This is a genomic window from Aeromonas sp. MTB (genome assembly GCF_056632455.1).
Genome location: NZ_CP147026.1, coordinates 2,334,607 through 2,357,651, shown reverse-complemented (window position 1 = coordinate 2,357,651; position 23,045 = coordinate 2,334,607). Strand labels below are relative to the sequence as shown.

Sequence of the window (23,045 nt, the reverse complement as noted above, 5' to 3'; positions counted from 1 at the left end):
GACGCCGGCCCACCCTTATCATCGGAGAGCACAAGATGAAACAGCGTATCGTACTGGCCCTGGGGGGCAATGCTCTGGGCAATAACCTGCCCGAGCAGATGAAGGCGGTGCAGAGCACGGCGCACACTATCGCCGACCTTATCGCTCAAGGACACGAGGTGGTGGTCACCCACGGCAACGGGCCGCAGGTGGGGATGATCCAGCAGGCGTTCGAGGTGGCGGCCCGCCACGAGCCCAAATCCCCCCATCTGCCCATGTCGGTCTGTGTGGCCCTGAGTCAGGGTTATATCGGCTATGACCTGCAAAATGCCCTGCGCGAAGCCCTGCTGGAACGCGGCATTCACAAGCCGGTCGCCACGCTGGTGACCCAGGTTGAGGTGGATAAAAATGATCCCGCCTTCCTCGACCCCAGCAAGCCCATCGGCGGTTTCTTCAGCAAGGAGGAGGCCGAGGCGCTGATGGCCAAGGGCGAGCGGCTCAAAGAGGATGCCGGCCGTGGCTATCGCCGGGTGGTCGCATCCCCCAAACCCATCGACATCATTGAGAAGGAGACCGTCTCTGCCATGCTGGCCGCCGGTCAGGTGGTGATCACAGTTGGTGGCGGCGGCATTCCGGTGTTGCGCGAAGGCAATCACCTGCGCGGCGCCAGTGCGGTGATCGACAAGGATTGGGCCAGTGCCAAGCTGGCGGAGCTCATCGATGCCGACATGCTGATCATCCTTACCGCCGTGGAGAAAGTCGCCATCAACTTCGGCAAGCCCGATGTGCAGTGGCTCGATACCCTGAGCGTGGCCGATGCCAACAGCTTTATCGCCCAGGGGCAGTTTGCCAAGGGCTCCATGCTGCCCAAGGTGGAGGCGGCGCTCTCGTTCGCCACCTCCTTGCCGGGGCGAAAATCCCTGATCACCTTGTTGGAGAAGGCCGCCGAGGGGATCGCTGGCAAGACCGGGACCGTGATCAGCCTGTAATCATGCGTACTGATCCACAGGGGCATCCGGCCCCCTGACAGAGTGTGGAGCCTTGGCTCCACACTCAGTTTTATTGGGATGGCGGTGACGGATCATCACTGTCGATCGTGTTCTGCAGGCCAGATGAACCGCTCTGTGGGAGTGGCAATGGGGCTAGTTGGAGTGGCAACCGGTTTTTGTGGATGGCAGAAACCTGTAGAGGCCGATACCGGCGAGCAAACCAATCATCGCCAGCAGCAGCCAGATGACTGTGGCGGGGCGGCTGCCCGCATCCCCCAACATAAAACCGATGAGCAGGTTGCCAAAGAGCGCCATGCAGCCGCCAGCGCTGGCATAGAAGCCGTAGTAGCTGCCGAGCTGCTCGGGAGGGGCGTATCGGGGCAACTGGGCGGAAAAGAGCGGGAAGCAGAGAATGGATCCGAGCGATAGCAGGGCTACCTGCGTCAACACGCCTGCCGTCGGCCAAGGTGCCAGCAGCGGTAGAGCCAGGTAGCTCAACCCCATCATCCCGATACCCAACCCCATGGCGAGCGGCACTCCCAGGCGCCTCTCTACCAGACGGGAGGCTGGTAGCTGGAGCAGGACGCCGATCACCGCCGAGAGGGTAAAGACGCCGCCGAGCAGGTAGGTGGCGTCCGGCAGACTCTGGATATGGGCGGGCAGGGCGAGATAGAGCTGGTGGAACAGGATCTGGTAGCTGCCCGCCAGCAGGGTAAACACGATAAATGGGCGCTGGCGCACTATCTCTCTCCATTGGCGCAAAATGGCGCCACGCGGACTCTGGTGGCTCACCGGGCGTTTGGGCAGCACCCGGTATTGCAGCACGCCGAGCAGGGCGAACAGACTCGCCGCCAACAAGCCGGTCAGGGTATAGCTCTGCTGGGTCAGTGTCAGTCCAACCAGGGGCCCGAGCAGCATGCCCGCCTCGCTGGCGAGATTGTGCAGGGCAAAGGCGCGCTGACGCTGGCTCGGGTTGTGGCATTCGCTGGCAAGATACGCCTGGGCGCAAGGGGTGAACAGGGCCCCCGCAAAGCCGGTGAGGGCGGCGGCCAGCAGCAGGATGGGCAGGGACTCGGCCCAGCCGAGCAACACGAAGCCTATGGAGCGCACCAGGCAGCCCCAGACGATGGCGGGGTGATAGCCGATGCGATCCCCAAGGGTGCCCCCCAAGAGAAAGAGCCCCTGCTGGCTGAAGACCCGCATCCCCATGACCAGGCCACAGGCCCAACCGGCGAGACCCAGCCCGCTACCCATGTGCTGGGCGAGGAAGGGCATCATCATGTAGAAGCCGAGGTTGAAGGCCAGCCCGTTGGTGATAAGCAGGCGGGCTGCCGGGCTCATGCCCTGCCAGTCCCGCCAGTAGGAGGCGCTGTTCATCTTCGCCTCCCGTTTGTATGTCGGGATGGGGCCGCAGGGGTTGTGCTGCGCTCTGTCATGAGGCCTTTCGCACGGTTCTGAGGAAGGGGATGCCGCTCTGATCGTGGCTTATCTCCACCGGCACATGGTAGAGGCGCTCGATGAGGGCCGCGTCGAGCACCCGGTCGGGGGGGCCGAAGGCCTGCAGATCGCCCCCTGCCAGCACGATCAACTGATCGGCAAACTGGGCTGCGAGGTTGAGATCGTGCAGCACCACCAGGGTGATCCACTGCTGCTCGCGGGTCTGCTGACACAGGTGCTCCATCAGTTGCATCTGGTGGTGAAGATCCAGGGCGCTGACCGGCTCATCCAGCATCATGATGCGGGGATCGCGTAGCAGCACCTGGGCGAACAGTACCATCTGTCGCTGGCCGCCGCTCAAGGAGTAGAGGGGGCGATCCGCCAGATGGGCGATGCCGAGCGCTTGCAGGGCGCGGCCCGCCGCCAGAATGTCCTCGTCAGCCAGACGCATGGAGAGGCTGTCGAGGCGACCGAGTACCACCACTTCGATGACGCTCAAGTCCAGCTCCAGCTGGATGTTCTGGGGCATGTAGCCAAACTGCTGGCGCCACTTGGCCTGCGTCATCTGGCGGGCACTCTGGCCCCCCAGGCGGATATCGCCGCCATCCGGGGTCAGTTCACCAAACAGGGTGCGCATCAAGGAGGTCTTGCCGGTACCGTTCGGACCGATGATCACGTGGACCTGACCCGGATGCAGGGTGAGGCTGAGATCTCGCAGCAGGGTCTGCTGGCCGAGGGAGAGGGAGAGTCGGGATATTTCAAGCACGTTTACGCCCCCTGCCGAGGATCAACCAGATGAAGAAGGGCACGCCAATCAGGGCGGTGACAATGCCGATGGGAAAGAGAGCCCCCGGAATAATGGACTTGGAGAGCACCGAGGCCGCCGAGAGCATGCAGGCGCCGCACAGGGCCGAGAGCGGGATAAGAAAGCGCTGATCCTCCCCCACCAACATGCGAGCAATATGGGGCGCCACCAAGCCAACGAAGCCGATGACACCGACGAAACTGGTGGCGGTGGCGGTGAGCAGGGCGACCAAGATCAGGGTCTTCATGCGCAGTCTGTCCACATTGACCCCGAGGCTGCGGGCGCGGGCTTCACCGAGGCGAAGGCTGGTGAGGGCCCAGGCATCCCGGTAGATGAGCAGGGTGCAGATCAGGGTGACGGCGGCGGTGATGATCAGGGAGTCCCAGGTGGTGCGCATCAGGCTGCCAAACAGCCAGAACAGGATCTGCTGGTTGAGCTCGGGGGAGGAGAGAAACTGCAGCAGGGAGAGCAGGGATTGGAACAGGAACAGCAGGGCGATGCCCGCCAGGATCAGGGTCTGGCTGCTGACATGGCGCATCATGGCCAGGCCAAATAAAAGGCTCGCGGCAAACATGCAGAGGATGAAGGCGCCAGCCGGAATGGCAATCAGGGGAGGGAGCCCAAGACCGCCGGTATAGAGTGCCAGTGCGGCACCGAGCCCCGCTGCCGCCGCGAGCCCCAGGGTGTAGGGGCTGGCCAGCGGATTGTCCAGCAGGGTCTGCATCTGGACGCCGCCAAGGCCCAGCGCCGCACCGACCACCAGCGCCATCAGGGCGATGGGCAGGCGCATGTCATGGACTATGGTGCGGGTCATGGGATCGGCCTGGGCGGGGGCGAGCAGGGCATCGACCACTTCGCCCAATGGCAGCAGAGAGGGGCCGGTGGCGATGTCGAGCACCAGGGTAATGCACAGCACCAGGGTGAGCAGCAGGAGCCAGTGCCCGCGACGGCGCTCCCGTTGCCGCTGGCGGGCGAGGGTCTGCTGCAGGGCAGCCAAATCATTCATGATGACAATCCTGAAACGGGCGCCATGAGAGGCGCCCACAAGGGTGAAAGAGGGATGAAGAGGGTTCTGCCTAGACAGGCAAAGCCCGAACGACCGGATTCAGTTTGCGTCACCCTGCTTGATGCCCAGCATAAATGTGCCCTGGGGACGGATGGGCAGATAGCGCTGGTAGAAGCCCTGATAGGTGGCCAGGGGATCGAGATCCTGGTACAGATCCGGGTAGAGGGCCTTGGCCATGAACTCGATGAGCGCGGCATCCATGATGCTGCGGGTGGCGCCGTGATAGACCGCATAGAGACGACCCTGCTGCACTGCGGGCAACTCGCTCCAGCCCGGGCGGGCGGCAAAGCCATGCAGGCGCTGGCGCACGGTCTCGGCCGACACATCCTGGCCGACCTGCATCGCCTCTGCGCTGCTCACGCTCTCGTAGCCCGCCATCAGGATGACCTCGGGTTTGCTCGCCAGCAGTTGCTCAGGATGGATGGGGCCCCAGCGCTCGACGAAGGGAGCCGCGACGTTGTCACCCCCGGCCAGCAGGGCCATCGCGCCCCACATGTCCTTGCCATAGGTGTAGCTGTATTCTGCAGGTCCCTTGTCCCCCAGCTCGATATAGACCCGAGGGGGCTGGCGCTTCGCGTTGGCAACGCGGGAGGTGATGATGTCAATCTTGGCCTTGTATTCGTCGGCCATCTGTTGGGCACGAGCTTCCTGACCTGTCACCTTGCCCAGCAGCAAGGTGCTCGCCATGTGGCGCTCCAGGGTCTGGGCGTTGTAGTCGATGACCACCACCGGGATCCCGGCCTGTTCGAAGCGTGGCAGATCCGGGCCGAGAGCCTCATATTGCCACTGTGCCAGGATCAGCAGATCGGGCTTGACCGCCAGGGTCTTCTCGATGGAGAAGCTCTGATCCTGCACATTGCCAAGGTCAGGCACCTTGGCCAGTTGCGGCAGGCTGGCCACATACAGCGACCAGATGGCGGGGCGGGACTTGACGAACCAGCCACGGGACATGCCCACCAGCCGATCGGCGCCGCCTTCACCGGCCACGGCCAGATAATCCTCGGGATAGAAACCGAGCACGATACGGCTGGCCGGCAGGCTGAGGGAGACCTTGCGGCCCATCACATCTTCTACTTCAACCGGGGGATTTGCCTGCGCCATCCAGCTCATCAGGGCGAGCTGACCGAGCAGCAGCAACTTTGCCAGGGGGTGACGAAACATCTTGTGAAAACCTTGAACGGATTTTGGGGTGAGAAGTATTAGCATTTGTATTTAATGATGACAATCGATTTTACTAGGGGGCACATAAGGGAGGTATATAGCGTGTTGGTCGTTCGAGGCCCACCTTGGCAAGGTTCTTCGTCAACGCCCCTCTTCAGGGGGCGTGCACGTTTGGGCTGTCGGCCCCCACAAGAGTAAGATAGTCCTTTTAGGGGCTGGTTAGCCCGGCATGCAGGCGCACAGGCGCCAAAAAGGCAGAGTAATGAGCACAAAGATCAATATGGCGGCGTTGGGGGGACTGGTCCTGCTCACCGCCATCTGGAGTTACAGCTGGATCGTGATGAAGCAGGTGATGCTCTACGCGGGGGCCTTCGAGTTCACCGCCCTGCGCTGTCTGTGCGGTTCATTGGTGTTGTTGCTGGTGCTGGCACTGCGCGGGCGCTGTTATCTCAAGCCCACCCCGTTTCGCTATACCCTGGCCATCGCCCTGTTCCAGACTTGTGGCATGGTGGGGCTGGCCCAGTGGGCGCTGATCAGCGGCGGGGCGGGCAAGGTGGCTATTCTGAGTTACACCATGCCGTTTTGGGTGGTGATCTTCGCGGCGCTCTTTCTCGGCGAGCGGATGCGCAAGCTGCACTATCTGGCTGTCGGGGTGGCGGCCTGCGGCCTGCTGTTGGTGATCCAGCCCTGGTTGCTGCATCTTGAATCCCTCAAGAGTGCCCTCTTGGCAATCCTCTCCGGCATCTGCTGGGGGATCAGCGCCATCATCGCCAAGCGGATGTATGCCCGCCATCCCGGGGTGGATCTGATGTCCCTCACCACCTGGCAGATGATCTACGCCACCATAGTGATGGCGCTGGTGGCGGCGCTGGTGCCGGAGCGCCCCATCGACTGGCAGCCCTACGTGATGGGGGCGCTGGCCTATAGCGCCATCTTCGCCACCGCCATCGCCTGGAGTCTCTGGCTGTTTGTGCTGAAAAAGCTGCCTGCGGGGATTGCCAGCCTCAGCACCCTGGCGGTGCCGGTGACCGGTGTGCTGCTCTCCTGGTGGCTGCTCGGCGAAAATCCGGGGCCGGTGGAGGGGAGCGGTATCGCCCTTATTGTGCTGGCATTGTTGGTGATCAGTCGCAAGGGTAAACGCTCCGTGGTGTCGGTCGCAGGAGAGACCCGCATCAAACACGGTTGAGCCGATTGCTGGCAACGAAATAAAAGGGCCCGCCATCATGGCGGACCCTTCTGGTTTTAAGAACACTCTCTTATCTGCGCTGGGCCAGATGCATCATGGCTTCCAGCACGGCGCCGCCGATGGCGCGGGCCTTGTCAGAGACGGTGGTGGCATCGGCGCGCTCGCCTCTGGGGTCGATATCGCCAATCTTGAAGCCGACTGGCACCTCGATGCCATCGCTGAGCAGCCCCCGCACCATGCCAGAGAGGGGCGCTATGATGGGGGCATCCCCTACATGGGCAATCACATCCCCCTCCTGAACCAGATCGCCGAGCTTGATCAGGCTCTTCATCACGCCGGGGGCGGGGGCGCGTACCACCCGGCGGGCGGAGTGCCCCTCGATCACTCCGGGAATGCCTGTGTTGGGCTGGGCAGGGCCCTGATAGATGACCCGGCCCAGATGATGACCGCGGTTGGTCTCAATGACCGCATCGCAGTCGCGCCCCGCCTCAAACCCCGGGCCAAGGGCCACCGTAATGGGGGCCATCTCCTTGTGGGTGCCGAGATTCTGCTTGGCGAGGATGGCATCCACCAGATAGCGGGGCTTGAGCTCGGCGAGGGTGGCACAGTCAGGGTCAACCAGTAGCGGAATGACGCCCCGATCCAGCTGCTCGAACGCCTGTTCGACGCTCTCGACCCGCTTGGCACGCACTCCCTCGACCCTTGTTTCGCCGTCGAACATCCCCTGAGCGAAGGCGACGGTGCGGCGGATCACCGTGGGCTTGTCGAGATCCAGCATCACCACCTTGAAGCCGGCATTGTGCAGGCGCAGCGCCACCCCGGTGGCGATATCGCCGGAGCCGCGCATCACCACCAGCTGATCCCGCTTGAGGCGCACATCATCCTGCATCAGACCGCCTGCCTTGCCGTTTTTCACCTGCAACAACTCGGCGAGAATGCTGATGGCGATCTCCTCGGGGGTCTCGGCGCCGATGTTGTAGCCGATGGGGGCGTGCAGCTGCTGCAGTTGCTCCTGGCTCACCCCTTGTTGGCGCAGCGCCTGGGTGAAGGTCTGCACCTTGCGCTTGCTGGCGAGCAGCCCCAGATAGGCGAGGGGACGGCTGATGAGCCGATCCAGCGCCTCCTTGTCCTGATGGTTGGTAGCGATGATGACGAAGTTGGCGGGCTCGATGGCCAGCGCCTCGATCACCGCGCTGATGGTATCGGCCTGTTTGAGGTGAGTGCCGACGGGGAAGAGATCGGGATTGAGGCTCCCTTCAAAACAGTCACCCACATGGATATCAAAACCCAGTGGCGCGGCGGCATGGGCCAGCGCCCGGTTGACGTGACCGGCACCAATGAGCACCAGCCGTGGCCGCAGGCCATAGACATCGATATAGACCGACATGGCGCCACCACAGTCCGACCCGACCGCATGTTCGCCGTTGCGGGCCATCCGGCCGTGGAAGATGCGCGGCTTGCGCTCGGCAATGGCGGCCATCGCTTCCTCGATCACCAGCCGCTCGATCATGCCGCCGCCGATGGTGCCTAGGATCTGGCCATCGGCCATTACCAGCATCTGGGCCTGATGGCGGGGGGTGGAGCCACGGCTCTCGATGATCTGGGCCATGGCAAAGGGAATGTTCTCCTGTTCCAGTCGGGCTGCGTGTGCAAACAGATTCATAAGGTACCTCTTCTTATCCTTAAACCATCATGGGTGAGGCGGCTGTGCCTCATCCTGAGCGAAGTAACCGAGTGCGTGGCGAATGGGCTGTGGCTCGCGAACCGCCCCCTGCCAGATGGCATAGATCTCGGGGTGGCGGCTATGCAGCTTTATCAATTCATCGAGCCACGACGCCTCATTTTGATAATCCCCATTGATAAACCAGATCCGGCGCGCCCTGGCCGGGGTGCCCTTGAACAGCCCCTCGGGGTGGGAGAGCAGCTGGTGAAACAGGGCCCAGTCGAGGGGGTCACCGGCCTCTATCCCGCACAGGGCCTGAAGCTCTGCCCAGCGGTGGATCTGCTGCGGGTCGGCCTTGGCACCCACCATGGCGCCGCCCGTCAGGGCGATCACCCAATCACTGCTCTGGGGAATGCAAGGTTCGTGCAAAGCGGGCACTTTCAATAACTTGTGATGGGCGCCATCCGCCTCGACCAGGATGAGATCGAAGCGCTGCTGCCCCTTGATGAGATCAATCTGCTGGGGCGTGGGGCCCGCCACCTTTCCGGTGCGCTCGTCGAGATGGCTGAACAGGGCAACCAGCGCCGGGCCATCCGGTAGCGTCTGACAGCGGGTAAGTTGACGAACGGGATCCGTCTCGATAATCAATTCCCGATAGTGTGACGGGGCAGGCAGAAACATCCGGGTGGTGGTGGTAATTAGCACCCTTTTACCCTGTTGATAAAAATATTCCGCCAGCCAGAACAGGGTGCTGGTTTTTCCACCGGCGCCGCAGAGGCTAATTAAGGTGGTATGGCTATCAATATTTTTTGTGAGCGAGTTTAATAGCGGTTCTATATCTGGAAATGCGACAGCAACAACGTGTGGTAGCGACATAATGACGACCAAAATAAATATCGAAGGGAGTGGAAAACAACGTTGCCAGGAACAAGAGCAGTGTGACTGTATAATAACGGCGGCGGGTTTATCTTCCCGAATGGGTACCTGGAAAATGATGCTACCTTATTGCCAGGGGACAATGCTTGATGCAAGTCTCAAAAATGCCCTGGCTTTTTGTCAGCGGGTTATTCTGGTGGTGGGCCATCGTGGCGAGGAACTTCAAGCGCGCTACGGATCACGGCCGGATATTGCTGTCGTCCACAACCTCGACTATCGGCAGGGGCTGGGCAGCTCCATCCGCTGCGCCCTGGCGGCCAGTGACGCTGACTACCTCTTTATCAGTCACGGGGATCTCCCCTGTATCCCGCGCGAGGTCTATCAACAGCTCTGGCAGGCACGGGGCTGTGAGACACTCTTTCCCACCTGGCTGGGGGAGGCGGGCCATCCGGTGTTGCTGCCAAAATCCCTTGCCCGCGAGTTGGCAGCGGCCCCGGTGCAGTCGTCGGTACGACGCTGGTTGCAAGGGTATCCCCACCGTATGGTGCCCGTCGACAGCCCCGCCATCCTGTTTGATGTGGATACCCCGGAGCGCTATCAGGCGCTGCTGGGTGGCATTCTTGAAAATGAGAGCGAGCCCACGAAATAACCCAGTTTAAAAAGATAACGGGGAGATAAATGGCGTATCAAAGTGATATTTCTCGCACTTGATCTGATAGGGTGAGTTCTTTTTGAACTGTTCATTAAGTAAATTCCAGAGTGATTGATAACTACTCGCAATACCCATAATGGTGGCATCGTAAATTCTCTCCATTAATTGGAGCTGTCTCACGCTTTTACCGTAAAAAATAGTTTTGTAACTGTAGTGGCCTGATTGTTGCTCTTCTCCTTGCCAAGGGGGAACACCCGTGCGGGATACCCCATTTATTCATGCTGCCAATGGGCAGAACAGCTGCAAGGAGATAGCCATGGGCGATATTATGCGACCCGTTCCGTTCAAGAACCTGCTGACCCGTATTTTTGCGGAATATAAAGAGAGTCAGAGCATTTTCGGTATTCCCGCCGCGCAATTCTATCGCAAGCAGGACGAGCGCAAGATCAAGGTGTTCGGTGAAACCTGCGAGACCCCCATTGGCCCGGCAGCCGGCCCCCATACCCAGTTGGCCCAGAACATCGTCACCTCCTGGCTGACCGGCGGGCGCTTTATCGAGCTCAAAACGGTGCAGATCCTGGACCGTCTCGAACTGGAAAAGCCCTGCATCGATGCCGAAGACGAGTGCTTCAACACCGAGTGGTCTACCGAGTTCACCCTGCCCAAGGCGTTTGACGAGTATCTTAAAGCCTGGTTTGCCCTCTACCTGTTAGAAGAGGTGTTCGACCCGCGCCTCGACGGAGAGGCCAAGTCCTTTATCTTCAACATGAGCGTGGGGTACAACCTCGACGGCATCAAACAGCCACCGATGCAGCAGTTTATCCACAGCCTGATGGATGCCGGCAGCAGTCCGAAATTTGCCGAGTACCAGCAGGTGCTGCGCGAGCTGGTGGCCGACGAGCAGTTTATCGCCGAGCTGGGACTGGGGGCGCGCCGCGATCGCCTGCAACAGCTGGTGGATCGTATCCCGGCCAATCTGGTTCATGGTGTCACCCTCTCTACCATGCACGGCTGCCCACCGAACGAGATTGAGGCCATCTGCCGCTACATGCTGGAAGAGAAGGGGCTCAACACCTTCGTCAAACTGAACCCGACCCTGCTGGGTTACCCGCGGGTGCGCGAGATCCTCGACACCTGCGGCTTTGATTACATTGGTCTGAGCGAAGCGTCGTTCGATCACGACCTCAAGCTGGATCAGGCCAAGGCGATGCTGACCCGTCTGATGGCGCTGGGGGCCGAGAAGGGGCTCACCTTCGGGGTCAAGCTGACCAACACCCTGGGCACCATCAACCGCAAGGGGGCGCTGCCGGGGGATGAGATGTATATGTCCGGCCGGGCGCTGTTCCCGCTCTCCATCAACGTGGCGGCCGTGCTGTCCCGCGCCTTCGATGGCAAGCTGCCTATCTCCTACTCGGGCGGCGCCAGCAAGTTCAACATCGCGGAGATCTTCGAGACCGGTATTCGTCCCATTACCATGGCCACCGACCTGCTCAAGCCGGGCGGCTACCTGCGCCAGATCGAGTGCCTCAAAGAGATCGACGCTTCTGACAGCTGGGGCATGGCTCAGGTGGATGTGGCGAAGCTGGAGGCGCTTGCCGCCAAGGCGCTCACCATGGATTACACCCAGAAGGAGTGGAAGTCCGACGATCGCATCGAAGTGGGTGGCGGCCTGCCGCTGACCGACTGCTACGTAGCGCCCTGCGTCACCGCCTGCGCCGTGCATCAGGACATCCCCGAGTACATTCGCCTGATGGGCGAGGGGGAGTATGTGGCAGCCCTTGAGCTGATTTATCAGCGCAACGCCTTGCCCGCCATCACCGGTCATATCTGCGATCACCAGTGTCAGTACAACTGCACCCGCCTCGACTACGACAGCGCGCTCAATATCCGTGAGCTGAAAAAGGTGGCACTGGAGCGCGGCTGGGAAGGGTACAAGGCTCGCTGGCATAAACCGGCAGGCAGTGGTGACAAGCACCCGGTTGCGGTGATTGGCGCAGGCCCCGCCGGTCTCTCCGCCGGTTACTTCCTGGCCCGTGCCGGTCACCCGGTCACCGTGTTCGAGCGCGAAGCGGATGCCGGTGGTGTGGTCAAGCACATCATCCCCGAGTTCCGTATTCCGGCTGAACTGATCCAGCACGACATCGACTTTGTCGCCGCCCACGGGGTCAAGTTCGAGTTTGGCTGCGATCCGGTGCTCACCGTCGACAAGCTGCACGCCCAGGGCTTTACCTATGTCTTCGTCGGCATCGGCGCCGACAAGAATGGCGGCATGCGTCTCGAAGGGGGTCATGATCGGGTCTACAAATCCTTCCACTTCCTGCGCAGCTTCAATCAGGGCAAACCGCTGCCGCTGGGCCGCCATGTGGCGGTGATCGGCGCCGGTAACACCGCCATGGACTGCGCCCGCGCCGCCCTCAAGGTGCCGGGTGTCAGCGATGTGACCGTGATCTACCGTCGCAGCGAAAAAGAGATGCCCGCCTATCGCGAGGAGGTTCTGGAAGCAGTGGAGGATGGGGTACGTTTCTGCTTCCTCACCAATCCGGAGCGTTTTGAGAAAGATGGCAAGCTCACTGTGCGGATGATGGCGCTGGGGGAACCTGACGAGCAGGGCCGCCGCCGTCCGGTGCCTACCGAGCAGACCGAAGTGATGCAGATGGATGCCCTGATCACCGCCATCGGTGAGCAGCCTGATTGCGAAGTATTGAAAGCGATGGGCATTCCCCTTGGCAGCGATGGCTGGCCCGAGGTGGATAGCCAGACTGGCGAAACCAGCCGTCGCAACGTCTTCCTGATCGGTGACGTGCAGAGCGGCCCATCCTCCATCGTCGGTGCCATCGGTGGTGCCCGCCGTGCCGCGGATCTGGTGCTCTCTCGCGAGCATATCGCCAGCCAGCAGAGTGAAGTGACCATCCAGCCGTCGGGCAAGGATGAGATCTACCGCCGCAAGGGGAGCATCGCCGTCACCCTGGTCGACAAGAGCGAGCGGGAGGCCTTTGTGGCGCAAGAGGCGCACCGTTGCCTCGAGTGCAACTACCTCTGCAGCAAGTGCGTGGATGTCTGCCCCAACCGGGCCAACGTCGCCATCGCGGTGCCGGGCTTCAAAGATCAGTTCCAGACCTTGCACCTGGATGCCTACTGCAACGAATGTGGCAACTGCGCCCAGTTCTGCCCGTGGCAGGGCAAGCCCTATCAGGACAAGGTCACCATCTTCAGCCTGCCCGAGGACTTCGACAACAGCCGCAACCCCGGGTTCTATCTGGCGGATGGTGGCGAACTGCGGGTGCGTCAGGATGGCGAGACCTATCGCCTGACCATAGATGCCCAGAGCCGGATCAAGGACGCGCCAGCAGCCCTTGGCGACATGTGCCGGATCATCAGCCATGTCCATGCCCATAACCACTACCTGCTGGGGGCCGTCGAGGCCTGAGCGAACCACGAATAAGCGAAGGAGCAAACCATGTTTATTCTGAAGAACGTCACCGCTGTCCAGCTGGAGCCGACCCGGGTGCTGGAAGGGGTGGATATCGCCATAGAAGGATCGCTTATCAAAGCGGTGGGGCCCAATCTGCGGGCCCTCTACCCGGAGGCCAACTATCGGGAGATGGGGGGCAAGCTGGTGATGCCGGGCATCGTCTGTGCCCACAACCACTTCTACTCCGGCCTGTCGCGGGGGATCATGGCCAATATCGCCCCCTGCCCGGATTTTATCTCCACCCTGAAAAACCTCTGGTGGCGGCTCGATCGGGCGCTTGATGAAGAGTCCCTCTACTACAGCGGCCTCATCTGCTCGCTGGAAGCGATCAAGAGCGGCTGCAGCGCGGTGATCGACCACCACGCTTCGCCCAACTTCATCAAGGGCTCCCTGAATGTGCTGCGCAAAGGGTTTATGGAGGCGGGTCTGCGTGGCATGACCTGCTTCGAGACCACGGATCGCAACGGCGGCCTCGCCGAACTGCAGGCCGGGGTAGAGGAGAACATCCTGTTCGCCCAACAGATAGATGCGGCCAAAGCCAAGGGGAGCGAACCCTATCTGGTGGAGGCCCATATCGGCGCCCACGCCCCCTTCACCGTGCCCGACGAGGGACTCGCCATGCTGCGCGAAGCGGTACAGGTCACCGGTCGTGGTCTGCATATCCATGTGGCTGAAGACCGCTACGACATGGCCCACGGTCACCACCACTATGGCAAGGAGCCCATCGCCCGGCTGGACGAGTTTGGCCTTGTCGACAGCAAGACCCTGATCGCCCACGGTATCTACCTGAGCCCGGCTGACATCGAGCTGCTCAACAGCCGCGATGCCTTCCTGGTACATAACGCCCGCTCCAACATGAACAACCATGTGGGCTACAACATGCACCTGCCGGAGTATCGCAATCTGGCGCTTGGCACCGATGGTATCGGCTCCGACATGCTCGAAGAACTCAAGTTCGCCTACTTCAAGCACAAGGATGCCGGCGGCGCCCTGTGGCCCGACAGCTTTGCCCGCTTCCTCTGGAACGGCAACACCCTGCTGGAGCGCAACTTCGGTGCCAAATTTGGCCGCCTGGAGCCGGGCTACAAGGCCGACCTCACCATTTGCGACTACGACGCACCGACCCCGCTGGCGCCGCGCAACCTCGGCGGCCATCTCGCCTTTGGTATGGGATCGAACAGCGTCAACAGCGTGATGGTGGAGGGGCGCATGGTCTATCAGGACCGCGAGTTCCCGTTCGATGTCGCGCCCATTTATGAGCAGGCCAGCAAGGTGGCGAGCCGCCTGTGGCAACGGATGGATCAGCTGGCCTAGAGCCATCTTCCACAGTTTTGGACCGGATTGCCCGCCCTGTGGATCTCCCCGGCGGCGGGCAGCAAGAGTAAGGACGACACATGATTGAGCAATTCTTCCGACCCGAGCAACTGGGTCAGGCTTTGGAACTCAAGGCCCGCTTTGGCAACGACGCCGTCTACATGGGGGGCGGCAGCAAGCTTAACGCCGCTCCGACCCGCACCGACAAGAAGGTCGCTATCTCGCTGGACAAGCTGGGACTGAACCAGATTGAGCAGCAGCACGGCCAGCTCCATATCGGCGCCACCGTCACCCTGCAGACCCTGAAAGATGATCCCCGTACCCCGGCCGCCCTGTGCGAGGCGCTGGGGTTTGTCTACTCCCGCCATCTGCGCAATCAGGCCACCATCGGCGGCGAACTTGCCTGCCAGCAGCAGGACTCACCCTTGCTGCCGGTACTGCTGGTGCTCGAAGCCGTGGTCGTGCTGGAGAACAACCTGCTGCAACCCATCGACGCCTATCTGGCGGGCCAGCGCAATGCCCTGGTGCTCGGAGTTGTGCTGCCGGAGCCCGAACTGCGCTGCGCCACTCGCCGCATCAGCCGCAATGCCGATGGCTTGGCGGTGATGACCGCCGCCGTGGCCCTCGACAGCATTGGCGAGATGCGGGTAGCCGTCGCTGGCGTTACTCCGCAGCCGATGCGTCTGCGGGATCTGGAGCGCCGCGATCTGCACGATGCCGCGCTGGAGGCCGCCGTGAGCGAGCTAATTGCGCCCCGTGAAGATCTGGCGGGCAGCATAAGTTACAAGCGGTATATCACCGGTGTAGTGGTGGCGGATCTGCTGGTGGATTGCCAGCAGCAGGAGGTGCAAGCATGATGGAACTCAACTTTACCCTGAACGGTGCCCTGCGCACCGTCATCTGCAAGGCCGGTGACAATGCCCAGCGGGTGCTGTTCAACCAGTGCCGGATGCATTCGGTGCGCAACAGCGACGACGGCTTCGGCTTCGCCGGCTCCGACGCCATTCTCTTCAACGGCAAGGTGATCAACGCCTCCCTGCTGATCGCCGCCCAGCTGGATGGAGCCGACGTGCGCACCGCCGAGTCGCTGGGCAGCTGGAACCAGCTCAGTCTGGTACAGCAGGCGATGGTGGACGTGGGGGTGGTGCAGTCCGGCTACAACGATCCGGCCGCCGCGCTCATCGTCACCGACCTGCTTGATCGCCACCCCGAGCCCACCCGTGATCAAATCGACGATGCCCTCTCGGGCCTGTTTCACCGCGATGGCGGTTATCAGCAGTTTTATCAGGCCATCGAGCTTGCCTGTTCACGGATGAAGGATCCCGATTACCTGTGCCAGATCGCCCCGGAATTTCGCGACGATCTGCGCCATATCGGCAAGAGCTGCCCGAAAGTGGACGCCGCCAAGATGGTGCAGGCCAAGCCCTGCTACGTGGAGGATCGGGTTACTGAAGATGCGCTGATCATCAAGATGCTGCGCAGCCCCCATCCCCATGCGGTGATCACCAAACTCGACGTGAGCCGCGCGCAAGCGCTGCCGGGTGTAGTGCATGTCATTACCTATCTCAACTGCCCGGATGTGTTTTACACCCCGGGTGGTCAGAGTGCTCCCGAGCCGTCACCGCTCGATCGCCGTATGTTCAGCCGCAAGGTGCGCCACGTAGGTGACAGGGTCGCCGCCGTGGTGGCCGAGAGCGAAGCCATCGCATTGGCTGCGCTGAAACTCATCGAGGTCGAGTATCAGGTGCTGCCAGCGGTCATGACCATCGATGAGGCGATGGCCCCCAATGCACCGTTGGTGCACGACGAGCCCATCGTCTACATGGCCGGTGCGCCTGCGGATCTCGAGCAGCAGAACGCCTGCTCGGTGCGTCGCGGCGACGAGCACATGATCATCAACTTCCCCATTGGTTCCCGCCCGCACGAGAACCTGGCCGCCAGTGTCCATGGCCAGATCGGCGATGTGGCCAAGGGCTTTGCCGAGGCGGACGAGATTGTCGAGCGCACCTACGAATCGACCCAGGCCCAGCAGTGCCCGACCGAGCCGCACATCTGCTTCACCTATATGGATGGGGATCGTCTGGTCATTCACGCCTCTACTCAGGTGCCGTGGCACGTGCGCCGTCAGGTAGCGCGCATCGTCGGCCTCAAGCAACATCAGGTGCATGTGATCAAGGAGCGGGTAGGGGGCGGCTTTGGCTCCAAGCAGGATATCCTGCTGGAAGAGGTGTGCGCCTGGGCGACCAAGGTCACCGGCCGTCCGGTCACCTTCCGCTACACCCGTGAAGAGGAGTTCATCAGCAACACCTCCCGCCACGTGGCCAAGGTGAAGGTGAAAGTGGGGGCCAAGAAAGATGGCACCATCACCGCCATCGACATGGATTTTCGTGCCAACACCGGCCCTTACGGCAACCACTCATTGACGGTGCCAAGCAACGGTCCTGCGCTCTCTTTGCCGCTCTACCCGTGCGACAACGTGCGCTTTACCGTCAACACCTACTACAGCAACATCTGTCCGACTGGCGCCTATCAGGGTTATGGCGCGCCCAAGGGCAACTTCGCGCTGACCATGGCCATTGCCGAACTTGCCGAGAAACTGGGGATCGATCAGCTCGACATGGTGGAGCACAACCGGGTGCATGAAGGGGATATCCTCAAGGTGCTGGGTGCCATCGGCGAGGGCAAGATGCCGACTTCTGTGCCCCACGCGGCCAGTTGCGCCCTCGAGCCCATCCTCAAACAGGGTCGCGAACTGATTGCCTGGGATAGCCCCAAACCCGCTGACGGGGATTGGCGCATCGGCCGTGGCGTCGCCATCATCATGCAAAAATCGGGGATCCCGGATATCGATCAGGCCAACTGCATGGTCAAGCTGGAATCTGACGGCACCTTTATCGTCCACTCCGGTGGCGCCGATATCGGTACCGGCCTCGATACCGTGGTGGCCAAGCTGACCGCCGAAGTGCTGGGTTGCCCGCTCAGTGATGTGCATGTGATCTCCGGCGACACCGATCACGCCCTGTTCGACAAGGGTGCCTACGCCTCGTCCGGTACCTGCTTCTCCGGTAATGCGGCCAAGATGGCGGCCGAGAACCTCAAGGCGAAGATCCTGTTCCACGGCGCCGCCATGCTGGGGGAACCGGTGGAAGATGTGGAGCTGGTTCACCCGGGCATAGTGCGCGGCAAGCTGGGGGAGGTCTCTCTTGCCAAGATTGCCCACAAGTCAGAGACCGGCACCGGTTTTGGCATTCTGGTGGGCACCGCCAGCTACATCACCTCTGAGCTCGCCTTCCCGTATGGGGCCAACTTCGCCGAGGTGGCGGTCAACGTCAGAACCGGCGAGATCCGCCTCGACAAGTTCTACGCTCTGCTCGACTGCGGCACCCCCATCAACCCGGAGCTGGCCCTCGGCCAGATCTACGGGGCGACCATGCGGGCCATCGGCCACACCATGAGCGAGGAGATCTGCTATGACAGCAAGGGCATCCCGCTCACCCGGGATCTGAAGAGCTATGGCGCACCCAAGATTGGCGATATTCCGCGCGACTTCCGGGCCTTCCTGGTACCGAGTGATGACAAGGTCGGCCCTTACGGCGCCAAGTCCATCTCGGAGATCGGGGTGAACGGGGCCGCGCCCGCCATCGCCACCGCCATCCACGACGCCTGCGGTGTCTGGCTGCGCAAGTGGCACTTCACGCCGGAGCAGATCCTGCGCGAACTGGGCAAGCTGGAGCAAAAAGTGTCGGCATAACAAAAGAAAAGGTGAGGGGCGGGCGCCAGCTCGCCCCCAGCGCCTGACGGCGGAATGAGTACTCCGCCTACATTCTGTGTGATGGGACAAACACGATGTCTAAAACAACACGCAAGCACTCGGATCTCATTTACGAGCTGGAAGACAACCCCCCGTTTTATCAAACCCTGATGGGCGCAGTGACCCATCTGCTGGCCATTTTTGTTCCCATGGTCACCCCGGCGCTGATCGTCGGCGGCGCCCTGGGCCTATCCACCGAGATCACCGCCTATCTGGTCTCCATGGCGATGATCGCCTCCGGTATCGGGACCTGGTTGCAGGTGAACCGTTATGGCCCCATCGGTTCGGGGCTGCTCTCCATCCAGTCGGTCAACTTCTCCTTCGTCACCGTGATGATCGCCCTCGGCGGCGCCATGAAAAAAGATGGCATCCATGAGGAGCTGATCGTCTCGACCCTGCTCGGGGTCTCCTTTGTCGGTGCCTTTCTGGTGATGGGCTCCTCCTTTGTGCTGCCCTACCTCAAGCGGGTGATCACCCCGACCGTGAGCGGGGTAGTGGTACTGATGATTGGCCTGAGCCTTATCAAGGTGGGGATCATCGACTTTGGCGGCGGCTTCTCCGCCATGAGCAGCGGCACCTTTGGCAAATACGAACACATCGGGCTGGGGCTTTTGGTGCTCTGCGTCATCGTCGCCTTCAACTGCAGCAAAAGCCCGCTGCTGCGGATGAGCGGGATTGCCATCGGTCTGATGGTGGGCTATGCGGTGGCCTTGATGCTCGGCATGGTGGATTTCTCCGCCCTTGAGAACCTGCCGCTTATTACGGTGCCGATCCCGTTCAAGTACGGTTTTTCCTTCGATTTTCACGCCTTTATGTTGGCGGGCACCATCTATCTGTTGAGCGTGCTGGAGGCGGTGGGGGACATCACCGCCACCGCCATGGTCTCCCACCGGGATATTCAGGGCCCCGAGTTTCAAAAGCGGCTCTCCGGCGGCGTACTGGCGGACGGTCTGGTATCGGTGATCGCCTCGGCCCTCGGCTCTTTGCCACTCACCACCTTTGCCCAGAACAACGGCGTCATCCAGATGACCGGGGTGGCCTCGCGCCACGTGGGCAAGTTTATTGCCGTCATTCTGGTGCTGCTGGGGCTTTTCCCCGTAGTAGGGCGCTTCTTTACCACCATACCGTCACCTGTGATGGGGGGCGCCATGGTCATCATGTTCTCCATGATCGCCATCGCCGGTGGTCGCATCATCATCAGCCACGGCTTCGATCGGCGGGAGACTTTGATCGTCGCCACCTCGCTGGGTCTTGGGCTCGGTGTCTCCTATGACCCGAACGTCTTCAAGGTGCTGCCGGCGGGTATTTACATGCTGGTGGAGAACCCCATCTGCGCCGGCGGCATCACCGCCATCATCATGAATCTGGTGCTGCCGCAAAGCCGCAAGCGCAAGGCCGCCGTCAGGGATGCCGAGGCGGTGGAGGTGATCCAGCTGAGTGACAAGCCGGATGTGATCTTTACCGCCCGCAGTGCCGGCCAGCCATTGGCCAGCAAGGGTAAGGGTTCACCAGAGCCAGAGCCAGTGCCCGGGCAGGCGGTGGCGCCACAAGTGGAACGGATCTGATGGTTAAACCGGCAAAAAACGTCAACAGAACAAGAAAAACAGGGAAACGGTTATGAAAAACGACAACTCTGTCAAAGCGGTACGCGGCAGCTTCTTCGATATCACCCGGGTGGTGGATCAGCCCGAGGAGATTGAGTCCAACGCCCGCCTTATCGAGGATGGTCTGCTGATCATTCGCAACGGTTGCATCGACTGGTTCGGTGAGTGGGAGGAGGGGAAAGATCGCATTCCGGCCGAGGTGCGGGTGCGGGATTATCGCGGCAAGATGATAGTGCCTGGTTTTGTCGATACCCACATTCACTATCCCCAAAGTGAAATGGTGGGGGCCTATGGCGAGCAGCTGCTGGAGTGGCTCAACCGCCACACCTTCCCGGCCGAGCGGCGTTACAACGATCTCGAATATGCCCGCGAGATGTCCACCTTCTTTATCAAGCAGCTGCTGCGCAACGGCACCACCACGGCGCTGGTGTTCGGCACCGTTCACCCCGAGTCGGTAGACGCTCTGTTCGAGGCGGCCAGCCGCATCAATATGCGGATGATCGCGGGCAAAGTGATGATGGATCGCAATGCGCCCGATTATCTGCTCGATACCGCCGAGAGCAGCTATGTGCAGAGCAAGCAGCTTATCGAGCGCTGGCACGGCAATGGTCGCCTGCTCTATGCCATCACACCACGATTTGCACCCACCTCGACACCCGAGCAGCTGGCGATGGCGCGGCGACTGCGCGAAGAGTTTCCCACCACCTATCTGCACACCCATCTGTGCGAGAACAAGGACGAGATCGCCTGGGTCAAATCCCTCTTTCCGGCGCACAAGGGTTATCTCGATGTCTATCACCAGCATGGCCTGACCGGCCACAACTGTGTGTTTGCCCACTGCGTCCATCTGGAAGAACAGGAGTGGGATTGCCTGAAGGAGACCGGATCCACCATCGCGTTTTGTCCCACCTCGAATCTTTATCTCGGCAGTGGCCTCTTCAAGCTGCACAAGGCGTGGCGCAAGCAGGTGAAGGTGGGGATGGGCACCGACATCGGCGCCGGCACCACCTTCAACATGCTGCAGACCCTCAACGAGGCCTACAAGGTGATGCAGTTGCAGGGCGAGCGGCTCTCGGCCTATCAGGCCTTCTATCTGGCGACCCTGGGCGGCGCCCATTCGCTGGGGCTTGACGAGAAGATCGGCAGCTTTGCGGTGGGCAAGGAGGCGGACTTCGTGGTGCTCGACCCGGTCGCCACCCCGCTGCAGCAGCTGCGTTATGACAACTCCACCACCCTGCGGGACAAGCTCTTTGTGCTGTTGACCCTGGGGGATGACAGATCCATCTACCGCACCTATGTGGATGGTCAGCTGGTGCATGAACGGGGGTAGGGGCTGGAGTGGGTTGCCGCGGCGCAGCCCCAACGAATACGGCGGCTGGCGTGCTCCACAGGGGCGCCAGTCTTGCCGCACCACAGGGGATCTCCCCGCATAGAACGTGAAATGGCCCGGTTTTTTTGACCAGCAAGGCAAACGTTTGAGTCAAGGCTGCCTGCCCTGGTCTGTCTGTCGCATCCTCTGCCACCATCGCCTGTTTCTCATCAGACTGGCGCGAGGCAGACCCGCAGATCCTGTCGCCATTTCGTCATGGAACATTCAGGCGCGTGTGAAGGAGTTGGGTATGACCCAAGCAAACAGCAGGACAAACAGCGTGGAACAGCTGGCCAATGATGACGCCAGCCAGAGCGCAGCAAAGCAACAGCCGCTAACGGCTCTTGATCGCTATTTTATGATCAGCGAGCGGGGCAGCAACGTCAGACAGGAGGTGCTGGCGGGCCTCACCACCTTCCTTGCCATGGTCTACTCGGTGATCGTGGTGCCGAGCATGCTCGGCAAGGCGGGCTTTCCCCCCGGCGCCGTGTTTGTCGCCACCTGTCTGGTGGCGGGGTTTGGTTCGCTCTTGATGGGGCTCTGGGCCAAGTTGCCGATGGCCATCGGTTGCGCTATTTCCCTCACGGCGTTTACTGCCTTCAGTCTGGTGCTGGGGCAGCAGATCCCCATTCCGGTGGCGCTGGGCGCCGTCTTCCTTATGGGGGTGCTGTTTACCGCCATCTCGGTGACCGGGGTGCGTAGCTGGATCCTCGACAACCTGCCCATGGGGATTGCCCACGGCACCGGCATCGGTATCGGTCTCTTCCTGCTGCTTATCGCCGCCAACGGGGTGGGGCTGGTGATCAAGAACCCGCTGGAGGGGCTGCCGGTGGCGCTGGGGGCCTTCACCTCCATGCCGGTCATCATGTCCCTGATCGGCCTTGCGGTGATCTTCGGGCTGGAGAAGCTGAGAGTACCGGGGGGGATCTTGCTGGTGATTATCGCCATCTCAATCTTCGGCCTGATTTTCGATCCGGCGGTGAAGTATCAGGGCTTGTTCGCTCTGCCGAGCCTCTCCGACGATCAGGGCAAGTCCCTCATCTTCAGTCTGGATATCATGGGGGCCCTCTCGCCGCTGGTGTTGCCCAGCGTGCTGGCACTGGTGATGACGGCGGTATTTGATGCCACCGGCACCATCCGCGCCGTGGCGGGGCAGGCCAACCTGCTGGATAAGGATGGTCACATCATCAACAGCGGCAAGGCGCTCAGTGCCGACTCGGTCAGCAGCATCTTCTCCAGTCTGGTGGGGGCGGCACCGGCTGCCGTCTATATCGAATCGGCCGCGGGCACGGCGGCGGGAGGCAAAACCGGCCTGACCGCGACTGTGGTCGGCGGCCTGTTCCTGCTGATGCTGTTCCTCTCGCCGCTCTCCTATCTGGTGCCCGCCTATGCCACTGCACCGGCCCTGATGTATGTGGGGCTCTTGATGCTGAGCAACGTCACCAAGCTCGATTTCGATGACTTTGTCGGGGCCATGTCCGGGCTAGTCTGTGCGGTCTTTATCGTGCTCACCTGCAATATCGTCACCGGCATCATGCTTGGCTTCAGCTCGCTGGTGATCGGCCGCATCTGCTCCAAGGAGTGGCACAAGCTCAACGTCGGCACCGTGGTCATCGCCCTGGCGCTGGTGCTCTTTTATGCTGGAGGGTGGGCTATTTAGG

16 protein-coding genes are annotated in these 23,045 nt (G+C 61.5%); 10 read left to right on the top strand and 6 right to left on the bottom strand.

Features of this window, described 5'->3' with window-relative positions; all coding sequences use genetic code 11:
* Positions 1-35: 35 nt before the first annotated feature.
* On the top strand, positions 36-968 hold the full coding sequence (gene arcC, locus WBR25_RS10810) for a carbamate kinase (RefSeq protein WP_429106615.1): 933 nt from the start codon (positions 36-38) through the stop codon (positions 966-968).
* A gap of 153 nt (positions 969-1,121) precedes the next feature.
* Here the strand turns inward: arcC and WBR25_RS10805 are convergent, their stop codons facing one another.
* From WBR25_RS10805 to WBR25_RS10790, 4 genes are all read right to left on the bottom strand, one after another.
* On the bottom strand, positions 1,122-2,345 hold the full coding sequence (locus WBR25_RS10805) for an MFS transporter (RefSeq protein WP_319920218.1): 1,224 nt from the start codon (positions 2,343-2,345) through the stop codon (positions 1,122-1,124).
* Between the two features lie 55 nt (positions 2,346-2,400).
* Positions 2,401-3,171, bottom strand: a complete 771-nt coding sequence (locus WBR25_RS10800) for an ABC transporter ATP-binding protein (RefSeq protein WP_429106617.1) — start codon at positions 3,169-3,171, stop codon at positions 2,401-2,403.
* Complete coding sequence (locus WBR25_RS10795; RefSeq protein ID WP_129503974.1) at positions 3,164-4,216, bottom strand: FecCD family ABC transporter permease; 1,053 nt, start codon at positions 4,214-4,216, stop codon at positions 3,164-3,166. Before WBR25_RS10795 ends, WBR25_RS10800 begins: the two co-directional genes overlap by 8 nt.
* Positions 4,217-4,315: 99 nt before the next feature.
* Positions 4,316-5,437, bottom strand: coding sequence for an ABC transporter substrate-binding protein (locus WBR25_RS10790; protein ID WP_429106619.1), 1,122 nt, complete (start codon positions 5,435-5,437; stop codon positions 4,316-4,318).
* 262 nt (positions 5,438-5,699) lie between these two features.
* Here WBR25_RS10790 and WBR25_RS10785 point away from each other — a divergent pair, with 262 nt between their 5' ends.
* Positions 5,700-6,623: a DMT family transporter gene (locus WBR25_RS10785; protein ID WP_421319981.1), complete on the top strand. Its 924-nt coding sequence runs from the start codon at positions 5,700-5,702 to the stop codon at positions 6,621-6,623.
* Positions 6,624-6,693: 70 nt separating this feature from the next.
* Here WBR25_RS10785 and yqeB read toward each other — a convergent pair whose 3' ends face one another.
* On the bottom strand, positions 6,694-8,286 hold the full coding sequence (yqeB, locus tag WBR25_RS10780; RefSeq protein WP_429106622.1) for a selenium-dependent molybdenum cofactor biosynthesis protein YqeB: 1,593 nt from the start codon (positions 8,284-8,286) through the stop codon (positions 6,694-6,696).
* A gap of 27 nt (positions 8,287-8,313) precedes the next feature.
* Positions 8,314-9,162, bottom strand: a complete 849-nt coding sequence (yqeC, locus tag WBR25_RS10775; RefSeq protein ID WP_335849248.1) for a selenium cofactor biosynthesis protein YqeC — start codon at positions 9,160-9,162, stop codon at positions 8,314-8,316.
* Position 9,163: 1 nt separating this feature from the next.
* Here yqeC and mocA point away from each other — a divergent pair, with 1 nt between their 5' ends.
* From mocA to WBR25_RS10735, 8 genes are all read left to right on the top strand, one after another.
* Positions 9,164-9,811 (top strand): molybdenum cofactor cytidylyltransferase, encoded by a 648-nt coding sequence (gene mocA, locus WBR25_RS10770; protein WP_429106623.1) that lies wholly within the window; start codon positions 9,164-9,166, stop codon positions 9,809-9,811.
* A 319-nt stretch (positions 9,812-10,130) separates the two neighbouring features.
* Positions 10,131-13,241: a putative selenate reductase subunit YgfK gene (ygfK, locus tag WBR25_RS10765; protein ID WP_429106625.1), complete on the top strand. Its 3,111-nt coding sequence runs from the start codon at positions 10,131-10,133 to the stop codon at positions 13,239-13,241.
* Between the two features lie 30 nt (positions 13,242-13,271).
* Complete coding sequence (gene ssnA / locus WBR25_RS10760) at positions 13,272-14,600, top strand: putative aminohydrolase SsnA (protein ID WP_421269550.1); 1,329 nt, start codon at positions 13,272-13,274, stop codon at positions 14,598-14,600.
* 80 nt (positions 14,601-14,680) lie between these two features.
* Positions 14,681-15,457, top strand: coding sequence for a molybdopterin-dependent oxidoreductase FAD-binding subunit (gene ygfM, locus WBR25_RS10755; protein ID WP_429106629.1), 777 nt, complete (start codon positions 14,681-14,683; stop codon positions 15,455-15,457).
* Positions 15,454-18,351: a molybdopterin-dependent oxidoreductase Mo/Fe-S-binding subunit gene (locus WBR25_RS10750; RefSeq protein WP_479747901.1), complete on the top strand. Its 2,898-nt coding sequence runs from the start codon at positions 15,454-15,456 to the stop codon at positions 18,349-18,351. Before ygfM ends, WBR25_RS10750 begins: the two co-directional genes overlap by 4 nt.
* Positions 18,352-18,446: 95 nt before the next feature.
* A complete protein-coding gene (locus WBR25_RS10745; RefSeq protein WP_479747899.1) occupies positions 18,447-19,976 on the top strand; it encodes a nucleobase:cation symporter-2 family protein in 1,530 nt (509 codons plus the stop codon).
* Positions 19,977-20,028: 52 nt separating this feature from the next.
* The gene (gene guaD / locus WBR25_RS10740) at positions 20,029-21,345 is read left to right on the top strand and encodes a guanine deaminase (RefSeq protein ID WP_005336781.1); all 1,317 of its coding nucleotides are present in this window, start codon (positions 20,029-20,031) and stop codon (positions 21,343-21,345) included.
* 397 nt (positions 21,346-21,742) lie between these two features.
* Entirely contained in the window at positions 21,743-23,044 is a 1,302-nt protein-coding gene (locus WBR25_RS10735) for an NCS2 family permease (RefSeq protein ID WP_180343373.1), read from the top strand.
* Position 23,045: the final 1 nt, after the last annotated feature.

Excerpts from the sequence above, each read along its gene's own strand:
- arcC (WP_429106615.1), top strand. The coding sequence starts at position 36 with ATGAAACAGCGTATCGTACTGGCCCTGGGGGGCAATGCTCTGGGCAAT.
- WBR25_RS10805 (WP_319920218.1), bottom strand. The coding sequence starts at position 2,345 with ATGAACAGCGCCTCCTACTGGCGGGACTGGCAGGGCATGAGCCCGGCA.
- WBR25_RS10795 (WP_129503974.1), bottom strand. The coding sequence starts at position 4,216 with ATGAATGATTTGGCTGCCCTGCAGCAGACCCTCGCCCGCCAGCGGCAA.
- WBR25_RS10790 (WP_429106619.1), bottom strand. The coding sequence starts at position 5,437 with ATGTTTCGTCACCCCCTGGCAAAGTTGCTGCTGCTCGGTCAGCTCGCC.
- WBR25_RS10785 (WP_421319981.1), top strand. The coding sequence starts at position 5,700 with ATGAGCACAAAGATCAATATGGCGGCGTTGGGGGGACTGGTCCTGCTC.
- yqeB (WP_429106622.1), bottom strand. The coding sequence starts at position 8,286 with ATGAATCTGTTTGCACACGCAGCCCGACTGGAACAGGAGAACATTCCC.
- yqeC (WP_335849248.1), bottom strand. The coding sequence starts at position 9,162 with ATGTCGCTACCACACGTTGTTGCTGTCGCATTTCCAGATATAGAACCG.
- mocA (WP_429106623.1), top strand. The coding sequence starts at position 9,164 with ATGACGACCAAAATAAATATCGAAGGGAGTGGAAAACAACGTTGCCAG.
- ygfK (WP_429106625.1), top strand. The coding sequence starts at position 10,131 with ATGGGCGATATTATGCGACCCGTTCCGTTCAAGAACCTGCTGACCCGT.
- ssnA (WP_421269550.1), top strand. The coding sequence starts at position 13,272 with ATGTTTATTCTGAAGAACGTCACCGCTGTCCAGCTGGAGCCGACCCGG.
- ygfM (WP_429106629.1), top strand. The coding sequence starts at position 14,681 with ATGATTGAGCAATTCTTCCGACCCGAGCAACTGGGTCAGGCTTTGGAA.
- WBR25_RS10750 (WP_479747901.1), top strand. The coding sequence starts at position 15,454 with ATGATGGAACTCAACTTTACCCTGAACGGTGCCCTGCGCACCGTCATC.
- WBR25_RS10745 (WP_479747899.1), top strand. The coding sequence starts at position 18,447 with ATGTCTAAAACAACACGCAAGCACTCGGATCTCATTTACGAGCTGGAA.
- guaD (WP_005336781.1), top strand. The coding sequence starts at position 20,029 with ATGAAAAACGACAACTCTGTCAAAGCGGTACGCGGCAGCTTCTTCGAT.
- WBR25_RS10735 (WP_180343373.1), top strand. The coding sequence starts at position 21,743 with ATGATCAGCGAGCGGGGCAGCAACGTCAGACAGGAGGTGCTGGCGGGC.